We start from the raw sequence: 16354 nt of genomic DNA, 5'->3' as shown, positions 1-16354 counted from the left end.
CGTGCGCCGTCCGGCCCGCGGGCCGGCGGCTCCCCCGGGAGGCGCCATGACCGCCCGCCACCGGACGCGCCGGGCGACGGCCGGGGCCGTCCCGGCGCTCGCCCTCGCCCTGGCCGGTGCGCTCACCGGCTGCGGCGGCGACAGCCCCGCGGACACCGCCCGCAAGGCGGAGTCCGCGGTCGGATCGATCGCCTCGCGCGCCTCGGGCGCCGCGGAGTCGGCCGCGGCGGAGGCCGAGCGCCGGCTCGGCGACATCCAGGACGGCGTGGACGCCAGGGCCGACGTCGAGGCCGGCGCACCCGTCACCGGCTCCGACGGCCGGGTCCGCAGCGAGGTCACCGTCCGCAACACCGACGACACCGCGCGGTCCTTCGCCGTCCAGGTGAACTTCGAGGACTCCGGCGGCGGACTGGCCGACACGGTGATCGTCACCATCGACCAGGTGCAGGCCGGCCAGTCCGCCACGGCCACCGCCCGCAGCACCCACGAACTCTCCGGCGGGATCCGGGTGGAGGTGGCCCGGGCGGTCCGCTACTGAGGGCCCGCGGCGGCCTCGGCCACCGCGATGTCGATCTGCTCGCTCATCGCGCTCACCCCGTTCAGGGTGGCGACCGCCTGGAGCCGGTTGGCACCCGCCGGCAGGGCCGGCCCCGGCGTGCACGCCCAGACGCCGTCCGGGCCCGCCGTGGTCGCGCAGGCCTCCTGCTCGTCCTTGTCGCGGACGGTGACCTGGGCGCCCGGGTGGGCGGTGCCGGAGATCTCCGGCCGGGTGGCCAGCGGGACGCCCGACAGCGGACGGGCCAGCGTCGGCGCGGCCAGCCCCACGGTCACGGAGCACCGGCCGGCGGCCCGCCGTACGCCCTGCCCGTCGGTGAGGCGCAGGTGACAGCCGCGCAGCCGGGTCCCGGGCACGGCGTCCGCGGGGACCGCCAGCACGAAGGAGAAGGTGCGGTCCGGTCCGGGCCGCGCCGCGGTGCCGCCGCCGACGGTGTACGAGGCGCTGCGCCCGCCGGCGGCGACGGACCCCCGGTACGCGCCGAGCGGCGTGCCCGTCACCCGCGCGCCCCGGGGCGCGACCAGCGTCAGGGTCGCTCCCGGCGGCGCGTCCGCGACGCCCGCGACCTCGACGACGCCCTCCCGCCCCGGCGCGATGACGGCGGCCGCCCACAGCGGTCCGCCGTCCCGGGCCACCGCCGGGGGACCGCACGTCGCGAGCACCCCCGCGACGACGGCCCCCGACACTGCTGCTGACCGGATGCACCTGTTCATCGCGGGCGGGGCTCCCTGTCGGATACGGCCTGCACGACACACTCCGACGACGATCCTCGCGGGCGCCCGGCCGGACGGCACCCGCTGCCGGTCCACCCGGGTGGACCGGCGCCCCGCGAAGGGCGCGGGGCCGCCGGCCCGGAGGGCGGCGGCCCCGCCCGTGGCGGGCCGCTACCGGCCGAGCCACACCGTCGTGTCCGGCCCGATCCGGCCGTCCTCCAGCGGGGCGCTGCTCAGCAGCACCTCACCGGCCGGCAGCGACACCGCCGTCGCGGACAGGTTCGTCACGCAGCGCCAGCCCTCGCAGCGGTCGAACTGCAGGACACCGTCCGGGACGTCGGCGGCCCAGGTCAGCTCCTCGCCGTCGAGCAGCTTGCGGCGCAGCCGCAGGGCCGTGCGGTACAGCTCCAGGGTCGAGCCCTCGGCCCCCTCCTGCGCCGCCACGGCGTAGGAGGCGAAGCCGGGCGGCTGCGGCAGCCAGGCCCCGCCGGGCCCGAAGCCGTACGACGGCCCGTCCGTCGTCCACGGCAGCGGCACCCGGCAGCCGTCCCGGCCCTTGCGGACCCGGCCGGTCTGCTCCCAGATGGGGTCCTGCAGAACCTCCGTCGGCAGGTCGGCGACCTCGGGCAGGCCCAGTTCCTCGCCCTGGTAGACGTAGGCCGAGCCGGGCAGCGCCAGCATCAGCAGCGTCGCCGCCCGGGCCCGGCGCAGCCCGGCCGCCTCGTCGACCGCCGGGGCACGGCCGCCGGAGAGCAGCCAGGCGTTGAGGTCGGTGTCCGGGGGGAGCATCAGACGGGAGGCGTGCCGGATCACGTCGTGGTTGGACAGCACCCAGGTGGCCGAGGCCCCGGCGGCCCGGGCGGTGGCGAGCGAGTCGGTGATGACCTGCCGCAGCTCGCCGGCGTCCCAGCCGGCCTCCAGATACTCGAAGTTGAAGGCCTGGCCCAGCTCGTCCGGGCGGGCGTACAGGGCGCGCCGGGCGCCCGGGACCCACGCCTCGGCGACGGCCATGCGCGGCGGGCGGTACGCGTCGAGGATCTTGCGCCAGTCGCGGTAGATCTCGTGCACGTCGTCCCGGTCGTAGAAGGGGTGCGTGCCGGGCGGCAGCGCGGTCAGCGCCCCTTCGCGGCTCAGCTCGGGTCGGCCGAGGTCGCGCAGCGGTTCGCTCAGGTCCTTGACGAGGGCGTGGGCGACGTCGACGCGGAAGCCGTCGACCCCGCGGTCGGACCAGAAGCGCAGGGTGGTCCGGTGGTCGGCGCGCACCTCCTGGTTCTCCCAGTTGAAATCGGGCTGCTCGGGGGCGAACAGGTGCAGGTACCACTGCCCGTCGGGCACCCGCTTCCAGGCGCTGCCGCCGAAGACGGACTGCCAGTCGGTGGGCGGCAGTTCGCCGTGCTCGCCGCGGCCGTCGCGGAAGACGTACCGGTCGCGGGCGGCCGAGCCGGGCCCGGCCCGCAGGGCCTCCTGGAACCAGGCGTGCTGGTGCGAGGAGTGGTTGGGCACGAGGTCGACGATGACCTTCAGGCCGAGGCGGTGGGCCTCGGCGACCAGGGCGTCGAAGTCGTCCAGGGTGCCCAGGCGCGGGTCGACGTCCCGGGGGTCGGCGACGTCGTAGCCGCCGTCGGCGAGTTCGGACGGGTAGAACGGGCTCAGCCACAGGGCGTCCACGCCCAGCGCCGAGAGGTGGGTGAGACGGCGGGTGATGCCGCGCAGGTCGCCGAGTCCGTCACCGTCGGCGTCGGCGAAGCTGCGGGGGTAGACCTGGTAGACGACGGCCTGCCGCCACCAGTCCGGGTCGCGGGACGACAGGTCGAGGGTGGAGCGATCGGTCACGCGGTCTCCTTCGCAGGGCATACGGGCGACAGCATTAAATCTGTCCAGAATGCCGGAAAAAAGAACCATCATGTTGATCGGAGTGATCCATTCCCACTGTGTCGGAAGTGTGATGGAGCGGTAACTCCCTTTGCATTCCCGCAGGTTGACAGTGTGCTGCGGCGCCGCCACCATGGGGGCTCACTGAGGCGCATGTGACCAATGAGCCCAGTGTTTCTCAGACCACTCATCCCCGGTGCGGCCCCGGCAGCCGTGCGCCACGTGCTGCCCGCATGCCGCCACCCGGGTTCCGGCACACGCCAAGAAACGGGATACCCCTATGTCCATAGCGAGACGTGTCACCGCGCGCCGCCTGCTGGGGACGGGCGCCGCGGCCCTCGTCCTCTGTGCCGCCTCCGCCACCACCGCCTCCGCCCACGGGACGCCCGGCGGTGACGGCTGGTCGTCCGGCGGCAGCTACAAGCCCGGGACGGGCGCGGGCACGGAGACGGGGACCGACCGCTGCCAGTTCTCGCTCGACGGCACCACCTTCCAGGACTCGGTCAAGGTCGACGACCAGAACCTGAAGCCGACCGAGGACGGCAAGGTGCACATCAAGGTGCGCACCGCCGGTGACGCCTCGACCTGCACGGCCTCCCTCGCCTCCTACCTGGCGCACGGCGCGACCTTCGCGACCTCCGGCGAGCAGGTGTTCGTCGACTTCGACACGGTGACGGTCAAGCCGGGCGGCACCGACTCGCTCGACATCGCCATCCCCGACCAGGGCTGCTTCGCGCAGATCGACCTCTACCGGGGCGCGGTGAAGTTCGACGGGGAGCTCGACGCGAAGGACGGCTTCGACCACGGCGAGCTGCCCAAGGGCCCGGACCGCCCGGTCATCAAGGACAAGCTGATCGCGGCCTGGAACGGCGGCACCAAGGACTGCACGACCCCGCCGCCCGCCGAGGAGGAGCCGCCCGCCTCCACGCCGCCCGCGACCCCGTCGGAGCCGGCCGAGGGCACCACCCCGCCGGCCTCCCCGTCCGAGCCGGCCAAGCCCTCCACCCCGCCGTCCGGGGACACGGACACCCCCGCCCCGAGCGCCTCCGAGTCGACACCCGCCGCCCCGAAGCCCAACGGCGGGGGCGGCGACCTCGCCGAGACCGGCGCCGACGGCAACACCGGCCCGATCGCCCTCGGCGCGGCAGCGCTGCTCGCGGGCGGCGCGGCCCTCGTCCTGACGACCCGCCGCAGGGCGAAGCGGAACGCGTCCGGCGCCTGATCCGCGTGCGGTGACGCCCCCTTCGCCGCCGTCCGGCGGCGGCGGCGAAGGGGGCGCCTTGCGCGAGCGGGCTAGAGCGTTCCCTCCACGGTCGCCAGGTACAGCTGCACGTAACGCTCCACGTCCACGTCCAACCCCACGTCCACCAGCGGCTGTTCGCGGGTGCCCTCGTGCAGTTCGGACTCGCCCGGGCGGGGCCGCCGGTCCACGATCGTCATGCCGCGCGTGGGGCCGGGCGCGAGACTGACGTCGACGGGCAGCCGGTGGGTGGTCAGGCCCTCCGGGTCGGCGACCGCACAGAGCGCCCCCGCGTCACCGAGGCCGCCCGCCGTCTCGGACGGGTCGTCGGGGCGGCTGCCGGGGTGCGCCGGCCGGTGGGCGAGCAGCTCCCCGGCCAGCCGGGCCCCCGGCTCGGCGCTCGCGCGCAGGCGCCGCACCTGCGCCGCCGGGACGACGACCCGCGTGAACACGTCCAGCCCGTACATCGTGACCGGCACCCCGGCGGTCAGCAGGATCGCGGCCGCCTCCGGGTCGTGCCAGACGTTGAACTCCGCCACGGGCGTGGCGTTGCCGATCGCGGCAGCGCCGCCCATGAACACGATCCGCTCGATGTTGCCCACCACCTCCGGGTGGGTGCGCAGCAGCAGCGCGATGTTGGTGAGGGGCGCGGTGGGCACCAGCGTCACCGGGCGCGGGGAGGCCAGGATCTCGCGCCGCAGCAGCGTCACGGCGTCCACGCCGGCGGGCCCGCGGGACGGGGCGGGCAGCCCCAGGTCGCCCATGCCGTCGTCGCCGTGCACGTGCCGGGCCGAGCGGGGCGCCTCGATCAGCGGCCGCTCGGCGCCCCGGGCGACCGGGATCTCCGGGGCGCCCGCCTGTTCCAGCACGGTGAGGGTGTTGCGGACGACCCCGTCGACGTCCGTGTTCCCGGCCACGCAGGTGATCGCGCGCACGTCGAGCGCCGGGTGCCGTACGGCGAACAGCAGGGCGAGGGCGTCGTCGACACCGGTGTCGCAGTCGATGATCACCGGGGTGCGCGGACCGTCCGTCACGACGAGGGCTCCTTCCACCGGCCCCGGGCGGGGCCTGCACCAGCGACCTTACGGCCTGCTCCGCACACGGCTCAGGTGACGTATCGGCCGGGCCCTCGGGAGGCCGGCTCAGCCCTGCCGCACCGCCGTGACGTCGAACTCCAGCGTCACCTTCCGGCCGATCATGGCGCCGCCGCCGCTGACGCCCCAGTCCGCGCGGTCGAGGGCGGTCCTGCCCAGGAAGTGCGCCCGGAAGGTGCCCGTGGCGTCGCTCCCGGCGCCGGCCAGGGTGAAGTCCACGGTGACCGGCCTGGTCGCACCGCGCACGGTCAGGTCCCCGGTGACCTTGAAGCCGGTCGCGTCGACCTGCTCCACCCGCGTCGAGACGAAGGTGAGGACCGGGTGGGCGCCCACGTCCAGGAAGTCGCCGCCGCGCAGGTGGTCGTCGCGCTTGCGGTGGCGCGTCTGGACGCTCGCGGCCCGGATGGTGATCCGGACGGAGGAGGCGGACGGGGTGCCGCCGTCCAGCCGCGCCCCGCCGTCGAACGCCTCGAAGTGCCCGCGCACCGTGGAGACCAGCGCGGCCCGGGCCGTGAAGCCGATGCGGGTGCGGGCGGTGTCGAGGACGTAGTCGCCGGTCAGTTCGCCGAGTGTGGTCGTCGTGGTCATGCTCGCTCCCGGGGTAGTCAGGGGGTCTCACCGGTACGACGGAACAGCCCGGCGGAATGTGAGGCCGGGTGGGGTGACGTCACATTCCGGGGCGCCGTCTCGTCGTACCGGTGAGGGGGTCCGCTCGGTGCGGGCTTCCACGACCGAGGGAGTCGTGCGTACCGTGACCACACCGCCCGAGCCGGCCGACGACCTGAGCGTGCTCACCCGGGAGCGGCGGAACCTGCTGGGCCTCGCCTACCGGCTGCTCGGCTCGCTCGCCGAGGCCGAGGACGTCGTGCAGGAGGCCTACGCCCGCTGGTACGCCCTCTCCCCGCGGCAGCGGGACGAGATCGTCTCGCCGGGCGGCTGGCTGACGACCGTCGCCGGGCGCATCTGCCTCGACGTGCTCGGCTCGGCCCGGGTCCGGCGGGAGCGGTACGTGGGCGCGTGGCTCCCGGAGCCGCTGCCCGGCCGCAGCGAGTGGATCAGCGGGCGGTGGGACGACGGCACGGCCGAACCGGCCGACCCCGCCGACCGGGTCACCCTCGACGAGTCGCTCCACATGGCCTTCCTGGTGGTGCTGGAGTCGATGACCCCGGCCGAACGCGTCGCGTTCGTCCTGCACGACGTGTTCCGGTACTCCTTCGCCGAGGTGGCCGGGATCGTCGGCCGCACCCCGGCCGCCTGCCGCCGGCTGGCCTCCTCCGCCCGCCGCCGCCTCCGCGCCGCGGGGCCCCCGGCGGCCCCGGCCGCCGAGCAGGCCGAGGTGGTCAGGGCCTTCAAGCGGGCCTGGGAGGACAAGGACATCGCGGGCCTGCTCGGGGTGCTGTCCCCCGACGCCACCGCGACCGGCGACGGCGGCGGACTCGTCCCGGCCGCCGCGCACCCGGTGCGGGGAGCCGAGCCCGTCGCCCGCTTCCTCACCGAACGGGCCCGTGCCGTGCCCGGCGTGACACTGCTGGAACGGACGGTCAACGGGCGCCCCGGACTGGTGGCGCGGCTGGGTGGCGTCACCGTGTCGGTGCTGGCCTTCGACATCGCCGACGGCCGGGTGCGCCGCATCTGGGCCGTCCTCAACCCCGACAAGCTCCGGCCGTGGACACGGTGACCGCAGACGAACGCGTACTCCGGCTCCCTCGCCTGGACCAACTCCTTCACCCGGGTCACCCGGCGCTACCCGGGCCGGATGGTGTTCGTCCTGGTCCGGCGGCGACGCCCCACGGCGGGCGCCGCCCCGGTCCCGGGTCCCGGCCCCGGCGGGCCCAGGCCCTACGCCGGATCCCACAGGCCGGTGCCGCGGGCCGCCACCCGGGCGCCGACGCGGTCCAGCAGGTCCGCCGCGGGCAGCGGGTCAGGGCGGCGGCCGTCCCGCAGCCGTACCGCCACCAGGCCGGCGGCGGCCTCACGAGCGCCGATCACCACCTGGTACGGCACCAGCCGGGCCGCGCGGACGCGGGCCGCCAGGGTGCCCTGGTCCGGGTCGGCGACCTCGGCGCGCAGGCCCAGTTCCCGGGCGCGGCGGGCCAGCGCGTGCGCCGCTCCGCCCTGCTCGTCGCCCACCGGCAGGACGGCCAGCTGCACCGGGGCCAGCCAGGCCGGGAAGGCGCCGCCGTGGGCCTCCAGCAGATGGGCGACCGCGCGGTCCACGCTGCCGATGACGCTGCGGTGCACCATGACCGGGCGGTGCCTGCCGCCGTCGGGGCCGATGTAGTGCAGGTCGAAGCGTTCGGGCTGGTGGAAGTCGATCTGGACGGTGGAGAGGGTGGCCTCCCGGCCCGCGGGGTCGGTGATCTGCACGTCGATCTTGGGTCCGTAGAAGGCCGCCTCGCCCTCGTCGGCCTCGTAGGGGACGCCGGAGCCGTCCAGGACCTCCCGCAGCAGCGCGGTGGCCCGCCGCCACAGCTCCGGGTCGGCCACGTACTTGCCGCCCTCGCCGGGCAGCGAGAGGCGGTACCGGGACGCCCGGATGCCCAGGTCCGCGTAGGCGCGGCCGATCAGCTCCAGCGCGGCCCCGGCCTCCGCCACGGCCTGATCCGGGGTGCAGAAGATGTGCGCGTCGTTGAGGGTGATGGCCCGCACCCGGGTCAGCCCGCCGAGCACCCCGGACGGCTCCGAGCGGTACATGCCGCCCAACTCGGCCATGCGCAACGGTAGTTCGCGGTAACTGCGGGCGCGTGAGCGGTAGATGAGGGCGTGGTGGGGGCACAGGCTCGGACGCAGCAGGACCTGCTCGGCGCCCAGGTCCATGGGCGGGAACATGTCGTCGCCGTAGTGGTCCCAGTGGCCGGAGATCTCGTACAGCTCGCGTTTGCCGAGGACGGGCGAGTACACGTGCCGGTAGCCGGCCCGCCGTTCCGCCTCGCGGACGTACTCCTCCAGGGTGTGCCGCACGATCGCGCCGTCGGGCAGCCAGTACGGCAGCCCCGCGCCCATCAGCGGATCGGTGTCGAACAGTTCCAGTTCACGGCCGAGTCGGCGGTGGTCGTGCATGGTGGCTCCTCCGGATGCGGGGTTCCGGGACGAGCACCGCGCGACGAAGCCCCGGGGCACTCGCCCCGGGGCTTCGGACATCTGCGTCAGCTGTCAGCGCGCCGGGACGTTCACCGGCGTCGTCGTGGCGGACGGGAAGGGCTGGACGCGCTGCATGGGCGTGACCGTAGCAGCGACGCGGGAGACGGGGCGACGGCTTTTCACGCGGGGCCCGGCACGTCCCGCGCCCTACGGCAATCCGGCCCACGCCGCGGCGGGACACGCCCCGCGTCCGTCCCCGCTCACCCGGACGGCCCGTCGCGCTGGTGGGCGGAGGCCCGTGGTGGTGCCGTATGAGCAACGAACCCGATCTTGGTCAGCCCCGGCCGCCCTCCAGGAGGCACCCCGATGACGCACCCACCGGCCACCGCCCGTGCCCTCCTCGTCCCCGTGCTGGCCCTGGCCGCCCTGGTGGGCACGGCAGGGTGCGCCGTCCGGGACGAGCCGCGGCCCCGGTGGTTCTCGGCGTCCGCCTCCCCCGCCTCGCCCGCCGTCGAGCAGCCCGCCGGGCCCGGGGCCGGCCTCACCGAGGCGCAGGCCCAGGCGGCGCTGATCACCGAGACCGACCTCGGGGAGCCCTGGGGCCCGACGCGGGGCGCGCGCACCTGGCGGGACGGGCTGCTGAAGGCGACCACCGAGGACCCCGAGTGCCAGCGGCTGCTGGACGCCCTCTACACCGAGGAATTGTTCGGCGCCCCCGAGGGCCCCGCGGCGACGGCCGCGTTCGACGCCGCCGACACCGACGCCCAGATCCGCTACCAGGTCGCCGCCCATCCCCCGGCCACCGTCGACCGCACCCTGGACTGGCTGACGTCGCTGCCGGACCGGTGCGGCGAGTTCACCGCCGCGACCACGCGCGGCGGCGTGCAGGGCGTCGAGGTCGGCGAGCTGCCGCTGCCGCCGGCCGGTGACGCCCGCCGGGCCCTGCGGATCACGCTGGCCGGCGAGACCGAGGAGGGGGAGCTGACGTACCTGACGATGGACGTCGCCGGTGTACGGGTCGGCGAGGAGGCGATCGTCGTCACCCACGGCGGCCTGGAGGAGGTGGACGCCGAGGTGACACGGGAGGCCGTACGGCTCGGCGCGCAGCGACTGGCGGAACTCACCAAGCGGGGCCGGGCCCAGATCTGACCGCCGCCGCGGGTGTCCGCCGCGTCCGGGGACGGGCGAATACCCGGAACGACCGGAACGCCCGACGCGGGCGGGGCGGCCAGGGGACCAGGCGGCCAGGCGGCCAGGCGGCCAAAGGGCCGGAACGGCCGAAGCAGGCGGGCGGCCAGGGGCCGGAGCAGCCGGAGTGGCCGGGACGGCCAGGGGCCAGAACGGCCGAGGCGGGCGGGACGGCCATGGAGCCGCAACAGCCGACGCAGCAGGGCGGCCAGGGGCCAGAACGACCACGGCGGACAGGACGGCCACGGAGCCGCAACAGCCGACGCGGACAGAGCCGCCAGGGGCCAGCACGGCCACGGCGGACAGAGAGCCAGACAGCCACGGCGGCCAGGCGGCCAAGCGGCCACAGAGCCGGCACAGAACGGCCCGGGAGCCGGAACAGCCAGAGCGGCCGGAACAGCCCGGGAGCCGGAACAGCCCGGGAGCCGGAACAGCCCGGGAGCCGGGGCGGCCGGGGGCGTCGGGACTTCGGGGTGGTCGGTCAGTCGCGGTCGAAGCGTCTGCGGTGGGCGATGACGTCGTCGGCCACGTCCAGGGCCGTGCGCCCGTGCGCGAACGCGTCGCCCCGCAGCCGCGCGAGGGCGTCGTCGGCGCCGACGCCCAGCTGCGCCATGATCATGCCGACCGCCTGGTAGACCTTGTCGTGGTCCGAGGCGAGCCCGCTCAGCCAGGGCTCCCCGTCCTGGGCACCCGGCTCGTCCCCGCGCGGCAGTGCCATCAGGGCGACGGTCATGACACCGGCCACGAGCCGGGCCACGTACAGCTGACGGTCGGTGAGGGTGCCGGGGGTGTCGCGGTACAGGTCGAGGGTGCCCACGCACATCCCGTCGCTGCCGAGCGGCATCGCGTACACCGCGCGGACCCCGGCGGCGGTGGCCTGCTGGGCGAAGACCGGCCAGCGTCCGGCGTCCCGGCCGGTGGTGAGGTCGCCGGCGAGCACGGGCGCCCCGTCCGCCAGCGCGCTCTGGCAGGGGCCGTCGCCCAAGGTGGCCTGCACCTGCGCCAGATGCGCGGCCTGCGGGCTGCTCGCGCTCAGCTGCACGGGCATCCCCTCGCCGCGCAGCGACACGCTGGCCCCGATCACCGGCAGCAGTTCGACGGCCACCTCGCACAGCCGCCCGGGCACCTCACCGGGCTCGGCGCCGCGCACACCCCTGGCGATCACCTCGGCGGCCCGGACCCCGTCCAGGCCGGGATCGCCGCCCCCCGGGTAGCACGGGCCCGGGTCGCCGCCCGGTGCGCCCTGGGGGTCGTCCGAGGGCCGCACGGCCACCGCCTCCTTCGATCACCGCGGCCTGCACATCTCCGGTCCTGGGGCGAGCCCGCGTGAGCGGCCGGCCGGTACGGCCGCGGGCGACCGACCGGGACCTCCCGGGTCATGTTCCGGCGCCCGCCCCGGGTCTGGCCCGACTACCCGGGGCGGGTGCGGTGAAACCAGGGCCGGAGCCGTGACCGGCCCGGGCTTCCGGCCTCAGCGTTTCTCGTACGGGTTGGCCGGCTGCGGCACCCGCCGTACGGCCGTGGCGTCCACGACCGGCGGCCAGGCGGCGTCCGAGCCGAGGGCGCCCTCGGGGTGCCAGGTGCCGGTGACCGTGACCCACGTGTCGACGGCCGGGGCGTCGGCGCCGCGCACCTCGGCCTTGGCGGTGCTCGCGTCGGCGGCGCAGCAGGACACCAGCAGGCGGGTGACGTACCAGGTGCCGTCGGCGTCGCGGGTGACGAACCCGGTGAGCCGGACCGTACGTCCCCGCAGGGAGCGGCCGCTGTCGTACACCGCCCGGGAGCCGAACTCCCCGAGGGTGAGCTCGAGGGGGTCGCCCTGCGGCAGGGCCGGGAAGGTGCCGACGCCCTGCGCCGCCCGCGCCGCCGCCTCGCGTTCGGCGCTGTAGGAACCGAGGGCGGGCGGCGGGAAGAGGAGCAGGGCCAGGGCGGGGAGGGTGAGCAGCCAGGCGACGCGGGGGCCGTGCGCGGGGTGCTCGTGGCCGTCCCCCGGGTCGTGGGCCCGGCGGTGGCCGTCCCGCGGGTCGTCGTCCCGCCACCGGCCCGCCGGCCGCGCCGGCAGTGCGGCCACCGCCGCGAGCAGGACCAGCGCAGCGCCCGACACCACCAGGAAGGGCCGCAGCCCCGGCTGGACGTAGCGCAGGTACAGCTCGCTGAAGAGGGACACCCGCAGGATCGCCGCCCCCACGAGCGCGAGCAGCACCGCCGGTCCGTACCGCCTCACAGCAGCCACCACCCGGCCAGGACACTGCTGCCCACCGCCACCACCCAGGTCGCGGCCGAGAACCGCACCGCGAAGGACCGGCCGAAGGTGCCCGCCTGCAGCGCGATCAGCTTCAGGTCGACCATCGGCCCGACCACCATGAACGCCAGTCGCGCGGTGGGCGAGAAGCCGCTCAGCGACGCCGCCACGAACGCGTCGGCCTCGCTGCACACGCACAGCACGACCGCCAGCAGCGCGAGCAGCGGCACCGACAGCCAGGGCGACCCGGTGAACAGCTCCAGCACGGACCGCGGCACGACGACGGCGAACGTCGCCGCGGCCGCCGCACCCACCACGAGGAACCCGCCCGCGTGCAGGAAGTCGTGCTGCAGGCCCGCGACGAAGGCGCGCGCGCCGCCGCCCGGCTCGTGGCCGGCGCTGCGCTGCGGCAGCCGCAGCCACTCCTCCTTCCCGAACCGCGCCCACAGCCAGCCCATCACCACGGCCGTGCCGAGGGAGGCGGCCAGCCGGGCGAGGACCATCGCGGGCTGCCCGGGGAAGGCGATCGAGGTCGCCACCAGGACCACGGGGTTGATCGCGGGCGCCGACAGCAGGAAGGCCAGCGCGGCGGCCGGGGCGACGCCCCGCCACATCAGGCTGCCCGCCACCGGCACCGACGCGCACTCGCAGCCGGGCAGCACCACCCCGGCCGCGCCCGCGACCGGCACGGCGAGCACCTCGCGGCGGGGCAGCAGCCGGGTGAGGACCCGCTGGGGCACGAACGCCCCGATCGCGGCCGACACCACCGTGCCCAGCAGCAGGAAGGGCACGCCCTGGACGGCGATCGCCGTGAAGACCGTCCACCAGGCCGCGACCGGCGGGGTGTACAGCTCGAGCGCGACCATCGGCCCGAGCACCGACACCACCGTCACGACGGCGATCAGCGCGGCGCCCCCGAGCACGGCGTACACCAGGGCCCGCAGGCCCAGCCGTATGCCGTCGGCCACCGTCCGTTCGTTCTCCACGTGCCCCGCCCCGGTCGTCCGTGCTCCGCGAGGAGGCTAACCCGGACGGCTGTGCGAGAGCCGTGCTTCCTCACAGCGGGGGCTGTGCGGGCGCGGGTCCGAGGGTGGTGGTGCCGGGGGCCGTGCGGTGCCCCAGGCCCGTCCGGTAGGCGTCCAGGGCCGCCTCCACCCGCCCCGAGCGCCGCAGCAGGTCGCCCAGCAGCCGGCACAGGTCGGCCAGGTCACCGGCGGCCCCGGCCCGCTCCAGCAGGCTCAGGGCGCGCACGTAGTGCTCCTCGGCCTCCTCGGTGCGCCGGGCGTCCTCGGCGATGATGCCGAGCAGCCGGTGCGCGGCCGCGGAGTGGACGGCGCCGCGCTCCGGGGACAGGTGCCCGAGGACGTCGTGCAGCAGGGCCGCCGCCTCGTCGGACCTGCCGCGCCTGTGCAGCACGTCGGCCAGCTCCACGGCGACCTGGCTGCTGTACAGGGCGGCGCGCTTGGCCGACAGCATGCCGAGGGCCTCCCGCAGCTCCGCCTCGGCGCGCTCCAGTTGCCCGTCCTGGGCGTAGACGTAGCCGCGCATCCAGTGGCAGTTGGCGAGTTCGGTGCGGATCTGCAGGCCCCGGTACAGTTCGGCCGCCTTGGCCAGCGAGGCGTCGGCCTCGGCGAGGCGGCCCTCGGCGACCAGGGTGCGGGCGACCGAGCGGTGCATCCGGGCGACCAGGGCCGGGTCGCCGGACTGCGGGGCGAGGGCCAGGGCGAACTCGGCCGCCTGGGCGGCGCGGGCGTGCGCGCCCATGTCCATGTACGGGCCGATGGCGCTGGCGTAGAGCAGCAGCAGGGCGTCCGGGTCGTGCAGGCCGCCGCGGTTGAGTTCGTCGAGGGCGGTCTCCAGCAGGTAGACGGCGTACCGGAGCTCACCGGCGAGGTAGTGCGCGACGGCCCGGCCGCGCAGGGCGGGGACACGGGCCGGCAGCGGCGCGTCGGCCAGGCAGGCCTCGGCCCGCTCGAAGTACTCCCGGCCGGGCACCAGGTCGCCGGTCTCCAGGGCGCACTCGCCGAGCCCGAGCAGGGCGGCGGACTGCTCGGCGGCCAGGCCGTGCTCCTCGGCCTCGGCGAGCAGCTCGGCGTACTGCCCGGCCGCCGTCTCCGCCTCGCCGACGGCCAGGATCCGCTGGGCCTCGGTCAGCCGCAGCCGCAGCTCGGTCACGAGCCGCGCCGAACGCCCGGTGGCGAGTTCGTCGAAGGCGACCCCGAGCCGGCCGGCGAGATGCCGCAGGGCGTCGTCGGAAGGGCGCACCCGGCCCGACTCCAGGGTCGAGATGTAGGCGGGGGTGTACGCCGGTTCCGCCAACTGCCGCTGGGTCAGTCCGCGTTCGACGCGTAACCGCTGCACCCGGCGGCCGATGGTCCCCGGATCGTCCCGCTCCCCCACGCCAACTCCCCCTGCGCCTCTTGCCGTTCGGCCTGGACAGCCCCTAGGTTAAACGGAGTGTTAAGCCGAATTGTTGAAGACGCTTAATACCTTGCCGCCCAGTCGCCGCCCCAGTTGCGAGGTCGCCGTGCTCGAACGCACACGCACCGCCGAGCGGTACGCCCGGGGCTTCGCCGCCGCCCTGGTCGCCATGGCCACCCTGCTGCTGGCGGCCAACGCCGGGCCGGCCGGACCGGAGGAGCCGCCGCACGGCCGGCAGGCCGTCGCCGACGCCCGCTGAGCCGCACCGGCGCGGGCCGGTAGCGCCGGCCCGCGGCGCGGGTCACGGCATCCCCGGCGGCGCGTCCGCGAGGGCCATGGACAGCACGCTCCGGTCGAGCGGGGCGGGGGTGTCACGCGGGGGCAGGCGCAGGTAGGCCGTGATCTGCTTGCCGGCGGCGCGGGGTGTGACGTCGACCCGGTGGCTGACCGAGTGCACCAGGCGCAGCCCGTGGCCACCGAAGCGGCGCGGGTCGCGCGTGCGGGGCGCGGGCCGGCCGGATGAGGTGTCCCACACGGTGATCGCCAGCTGGTCGCCGGAGAGCCGCAGGGCCATCCCGCAGGGTCCGGGAGCGTGTTTGACTGCGTTGGTCACCAGCTCACTGATCGCGAGTTCTGCGTCCTGGACGGTCGGGGCCGGCAGCTGCGGGCGGCCGGTGCGTGCGGCGTGGGCGAGGACGGCGTGCAGGGCGCGGCGCGCATCGACGGAGCGTGCCGTGCCCTCGGCCCAGGCCACGCCGTAGTGCAGCGTGGCGTGCGTGCCTGGGTCCTGCGCATCTGCCGCCTGATTCCTAAGCGGGATGGCCATGCGGACTCTTTCGTTGTGGTCGCCGTGCGGCGGCTTTCCGCGGTGCGTCTACCCGGCCCAAGACCGGGCACACGGCGCCCGGCCCGCGGATGCGGCGGATGCGGCGGATGCGGCGGATGCCGCGATGCCCGGCACGGAGCGGTCGGGAGGGGTCAGGAGGCGTCGGCGGACTCCGCGCTGACCTTCCGGGCGACGTCGCGGAGTTTGATGTTGTGGTGCTGAGAGAGGCGGCGCAGCACGCCGAAGGCGTCGTCCTCGCTCAGCTGGTGGCGCTCCATGAGGATGCCCATGGCCTCGCCGATGGCGTGGCGGGTGTCCAGGGCGTGCTCCAGCTGGTCGATGGTGCGGGCACCGGCCAGGGCCACGGCGGCGTGCGAGGCCAGCAGCCAGGCGGCGGTCTCGATGTCCTTGTCGAACGTCCCCGGCTCGCGGGCGTACAGGTTCAGCGCGCCGAAGTCCTCGTTCTCGGCGTAGAGCAGCACACCGGTCATGCTCCCGATGCCGAGCCCGCGGGCCGCCGAGGCGTAGCGCTCCCAGTCGGGCTGGGGGCTGGCGAAGTCCGCGATCCGGTACACGCGGTCGCCGTCCTTGCGGCGGGCCAGGTCGAAGCACGGCCCCTCGCCGAGCTCGCCCTGCAGGCGGTCCGACTCCTCGACCATGTCCCCGCAGGAGGCCAGGGTCACCGCCCGGCCCTTGCGCACCGCGAGGATCCCGGCCGCGTCGCACCCGTCGACCAGCCGGACGGCCGCCGCCGCGATCTCGTCCAGGGTGGCCTGGACGGAATCCTGCGCCAGCAGGTCCCTGGCCAGCAGCGCCATCCGCTCGGCGTACTCACGCCACTCCAACGCCACCACCGCCTCGTCCCCGGTTGCGGCCACAGTACCTCCGGGGCCGTCCGGGAACAGGCCGGGCCGCCGGGCCCGCGACGTGGTCAGTCGATGCGGTGGCCACCGGGGCAGACGGCGCTGCCGGGGGTGGTCCAGGCCCGGCAGTAGGGGCAGGAGCGGACTCGGCTCAGCGAGATCAGGGCGGGCTGTACGGCCCCTCCCACCGTCCGTCGTGCCCGGAGCGATACGACGGTCATTCTCCTCCGCAGGAGGCCGGCGACACCGGGCACGCCT

The 16354-nt window shown here is 75.8% G+C and carries 16 protein-coding genes; 5 read left to right on the top strand and 11 right to left on the bottom strand.

Features of this window, described 5'->3' with window-relative positions; translation table 11 throughout:
- Positions 1-46: 46 nt before the first annotated feature.
- Positions 47-538, top strand: coding sequence for a hypothetical protein (locus ACPXCS_RS05160; protein ID WP_425944097.1), 492 nt, complete (start codon positions 47-49; stop codon positions 536-538).
- Here ACPXCS_RS05160 and ACPXCS_RS05155 read toward each other — a convergent pair.
- Together ACPXCS_RS05155 and ACPXCS_RS05150 are read right to left on the bottom strand one after the other, a co-directional pair.
- Positions 532-1269, bottom strand: a complete 738-nt coding sequence (locus ACPXCS_RS05155; protein ID WP_425944099.1) for a carboxypeptidase regulatory-like domain-containing protein — start codon at positions 1267-1269, stop codon at positions 532-534. The genes ACPXCS_RS05160 and ACPXCS_RS05155 overlap by 7 nt on opposite strands.
- A gap of 171 nt (positions 1270-1440) precedes the next feature.
- Positions 1441-3123: a glycoside hydrolase family 13 protein gene (locus tag ACPXCS_RS05150; protein ID WP_425970902.1), complete on the bottom strand. Its 1683-nt coding sequence runs from the start codon at positions 3121-3123 to the stop codon at positions 1441-1443.
- 298 nt (positions 3124-3421) lie between these two features.
- On the opposite strand from ACPXCS_RS05150, the gene ACPXCS_RS05145 reads away from it, so the two are divergent.
- On the top strand, positions 3422-4363 hold the full coding sequence (locus tag ACPXCS_RS05145; RefSeq protein WP_425944103.1) for an LAETG motif-containing sortase-dependent surface protein: 942 nt from the start codon (positions 3422-3424) through the stop codon (positions 4361-4363).
- A 71-nt stretch (positions 4364-4434) separates the two neighbouring features.
- On the opposite strand, the gene ACPXCS_RS05140 is transcribed toward ACPXCS_RS05145, so the two are convergent.
- Together ACPXCS_RS05140 and ACPXCS_RS05135 are read right to left on the bottom strand one after the other, a co-directional pair.
- Complete coding sequence (locus tag ACPXCS_RS05140; protein ID WP_425944105.1) at positions 4435-5415, bottom strand: nucleoside hydrolase; 981 nt, start codon at positions 5413-5415, stop codon at positions 4435-4437.
- A gap of 108 nt (positions 5416-5523) precedes the next feature.
- Positions 5524-6063, bottom strand: coding sequence for a YceI family protein (locus ACPXCS_RS05135; RefSeq protein ID WP_425944107.1), 540 nt, complete (start codon positions 6061-6063; stop codon positions 5524-5526).
- Between the two features lie 163 nt (positions 6064-6226).
- On the opposite strand from ACPXCS_RS05135, the gene sigJ reads away from it, so the two are divergent.
- Positions 6227-7153, top strand: a complete 927-nt coding sequence (gene sigJ, locus ACPXCS_RS05130; RefSeq protein WP_425944109.1) for an RNA polymerase sigma factor SigJ — start codon at positions 6227-6229, stop codon at positions 7151-7153.
- Between the two features lie 161 nt (positions 7154-7314).
- Here sigJ and thrS read toward each other — a convergent pair whose 3' ends face one another.
- Positions 7315-8535: a threonine--tRNA ligase gene (gene thrS, locus ACPXCS_RS05125; RefSeq protein ID WP_425944111.1), complete on the bottom strand. Its 1221-nt coding sequence runs from the start codon at positions 8533-8535 to the stop codon at positions 7315-7317.
- Between the two features lie 387 nt (positions 8536-8922).
- On the opposite strand from thrS, the gene ACPXCS_RS05120 reads away from it, so the two are divergent.
- Entirely contained in the window at positions 8923-9705 is a 783-nt protein-coding gene (locus tag ACPXCS_RS05120; protein ID WP_425944113.1) for a hypothetical protein, read from the top strand.
- 520 nt (positions 9706-10225) lie between these two features.
- Here ACPXCS_RS05120 and ACPXCS_RS05115 read toward each other — a convergent pair.
- From ACPXCS_RS05115 to ACPXCS_RS05100, 4 genes are all read right to left on the bottom strand, one after another.
- On the bottom strand, positions 10226-11017 hold the full coding sequence (locus ACPXCS_RS05115; RefSeq protein WP_425944115.1) for a GAF and ANTAR domain-containing protein: 792 nt from the start codon (positions 11015-11017) through the stop codon (positions 10226-10228).
- Positions 11018-11215: 198 nt separating this feature from the next.
- The gene (locus ACPXCS_RS05110; RefSeq protein WP_425944117.1) at positions 11216-11968 is read right to left on the bottom strand and encodes a TIGR03943 family putative permease subunit; all 753 of its coding nucleotides are present in this window, start codon (positions 11966-11968) and stop codon (positions 11216-11218) included.
- Entirely contained in the window at positions 11965-12972 is a 1008-nt protein-coding gene (locus ACPXCS_RS05105) for a permease (RefSeq protein WP_425944119.1), read from the bottom strand. The genes ACPXCS_RS05110 and ACPXCS_RS05105 overlap by 4 nt, the downstream gene beginning before the upstream one ends.
- Positions 12973-13042: 70 nt before the next feature.
- Positions 13043-14386, bottom strand: a complete 1344-nt coding sequence (locus ACPXCS_RS05100) for a tetratricopeptide repeat protein (protein WP_425944121.1) — start codon at positions 14384-14386, stop codon at positions 13043-13045.
- A 127-nt stretch (positions 14387-14513) separates the two neighbouring features.
- Here ACPXCS_RS05100 and ACPXCS_RS05095 point away from each other — a divergent pair, with 127 nt between their 5' ends.
- Positions 14514-14666, top strand: a complete 153-nt coding sequence (locus tag ACPXCS_RS05095; RefSeq protein WP_425944123.1) for a hypothetical protein — start codon at positions 14514-14516, stop codon at positions 14664-14666.
- Between the two features lie 42 nt (positions 14667-14708).
- Here ACPXCS_RS05095 and ACPXCS_RS05090 read toward each other — a convergent pair whose 3' ends face one another.
- Together ACPXCS_RS05090 and ACPXCS_RS05085 are read right to left on the bottom strand one after the other, a co-directional pair.
- Positions 14709-15233, bottom strand: a complete 525-nt coding sequence (locus tag ACPXCS_RS05090) for an ATP-binding protein (protein ID WP_425944125.1) — start codon at positions 15231-15233, stop codon at positions 14709-14711.
- A 152-nt stretch (positions 15234-15385) separates the two neighbouring features.
- A complete protein-coding gene (locus ACPXCS_RS05085; protein ID WP_425944525.1) occupies positions 15386-16051 on the bottom strand; it encodes a GAF and ANTAR domain-containing protein in 666 nt (221 codons plus the stop codon).
- Between the last annotated feature and the right edge of the window lie 303 nt (positions 16052-16354).

Source organism: Streptomyces sp. DT190 (assembly GCF_049846985.1).
Lineage (GTDB): Bacteria > Actinomycetota > Actinomycetes > Streptomycetales > Streptomycetaceae > Streptomyces.
Note: the sequence above shows the minus strand (reverse complement) of the source record. Positions and strands in the feature narration are given on the sequence as shown.

Excerpts from the sequence above, each read along its gene's own strand:
- ACPXCS_RS05150 (WP_425970902.1), bottom strand. The coding sequence starts at position 3,123 with ATGCCCTGCGAAGGAGACCGCGTGACCGATCGCTCCACCCTCGACCTG.
- ACPXCS_RS05135 (WP_425944107.1), bottom strand. The coding sequence starts at position 6,063 with ATGACCACGACGACCACACTCGGCGAACTGACCGGCGACTACGTCCTC.
- ACPXCS_RS05120 (WP_425944113.1), top strand. The coding sequence starts at position 8,923 with ATGACGCACCCACCGGCCACCGCCCGTGCCCTCCTCGTCCCCGTGCTG.
- ACPXCS_RS05090 (WP_425944125.1), bottom strand. The coding sequence starts at position 15,233 with ATGGCCATCCCGCTTAGGAATCAGGCGGCAGATGCGCAGGACCCAGGC.
- ACPXCS_RS05160 (WP_425944097.1), top strand. The coding sequence starts at position 47 with ATGACCGCCCGCCACCGGACGCGCCGGGCGACGGCCGGGGCCGTCCCG.
- thrS (WP_425944111.1), bottom strand. The coding sequence starts at position 8,535 with ATGCACGACCACCGCCGACTCGGCCGTGAACTGGAACTGTTCGACACC.
- ACPXCS_RS05085 (WP_425944525.1), bottom strand. The coding sequence starts at position 16,051 with ATGGCGCTGCTGGCCAGGGACCTGCTGGCGCAGGATTCCGTCCAGGCC.
- ACPXCS_RS05145 (WP_425944103.1), top strand. The coding sequence starts at position 3,422 with ATGTCCATAGCGAGACGTGTCACCGCGCGCCGCCTGCTGGGGACGGGC.
- ACPXCS_RS05155 (WP_425944099.1), bottom strand. The coding sequence starts at position 1,269 with ATGAACAGGTGCATCCGGTCAGCAGCAGTGTCGGGGGCCGTCGTCGCG.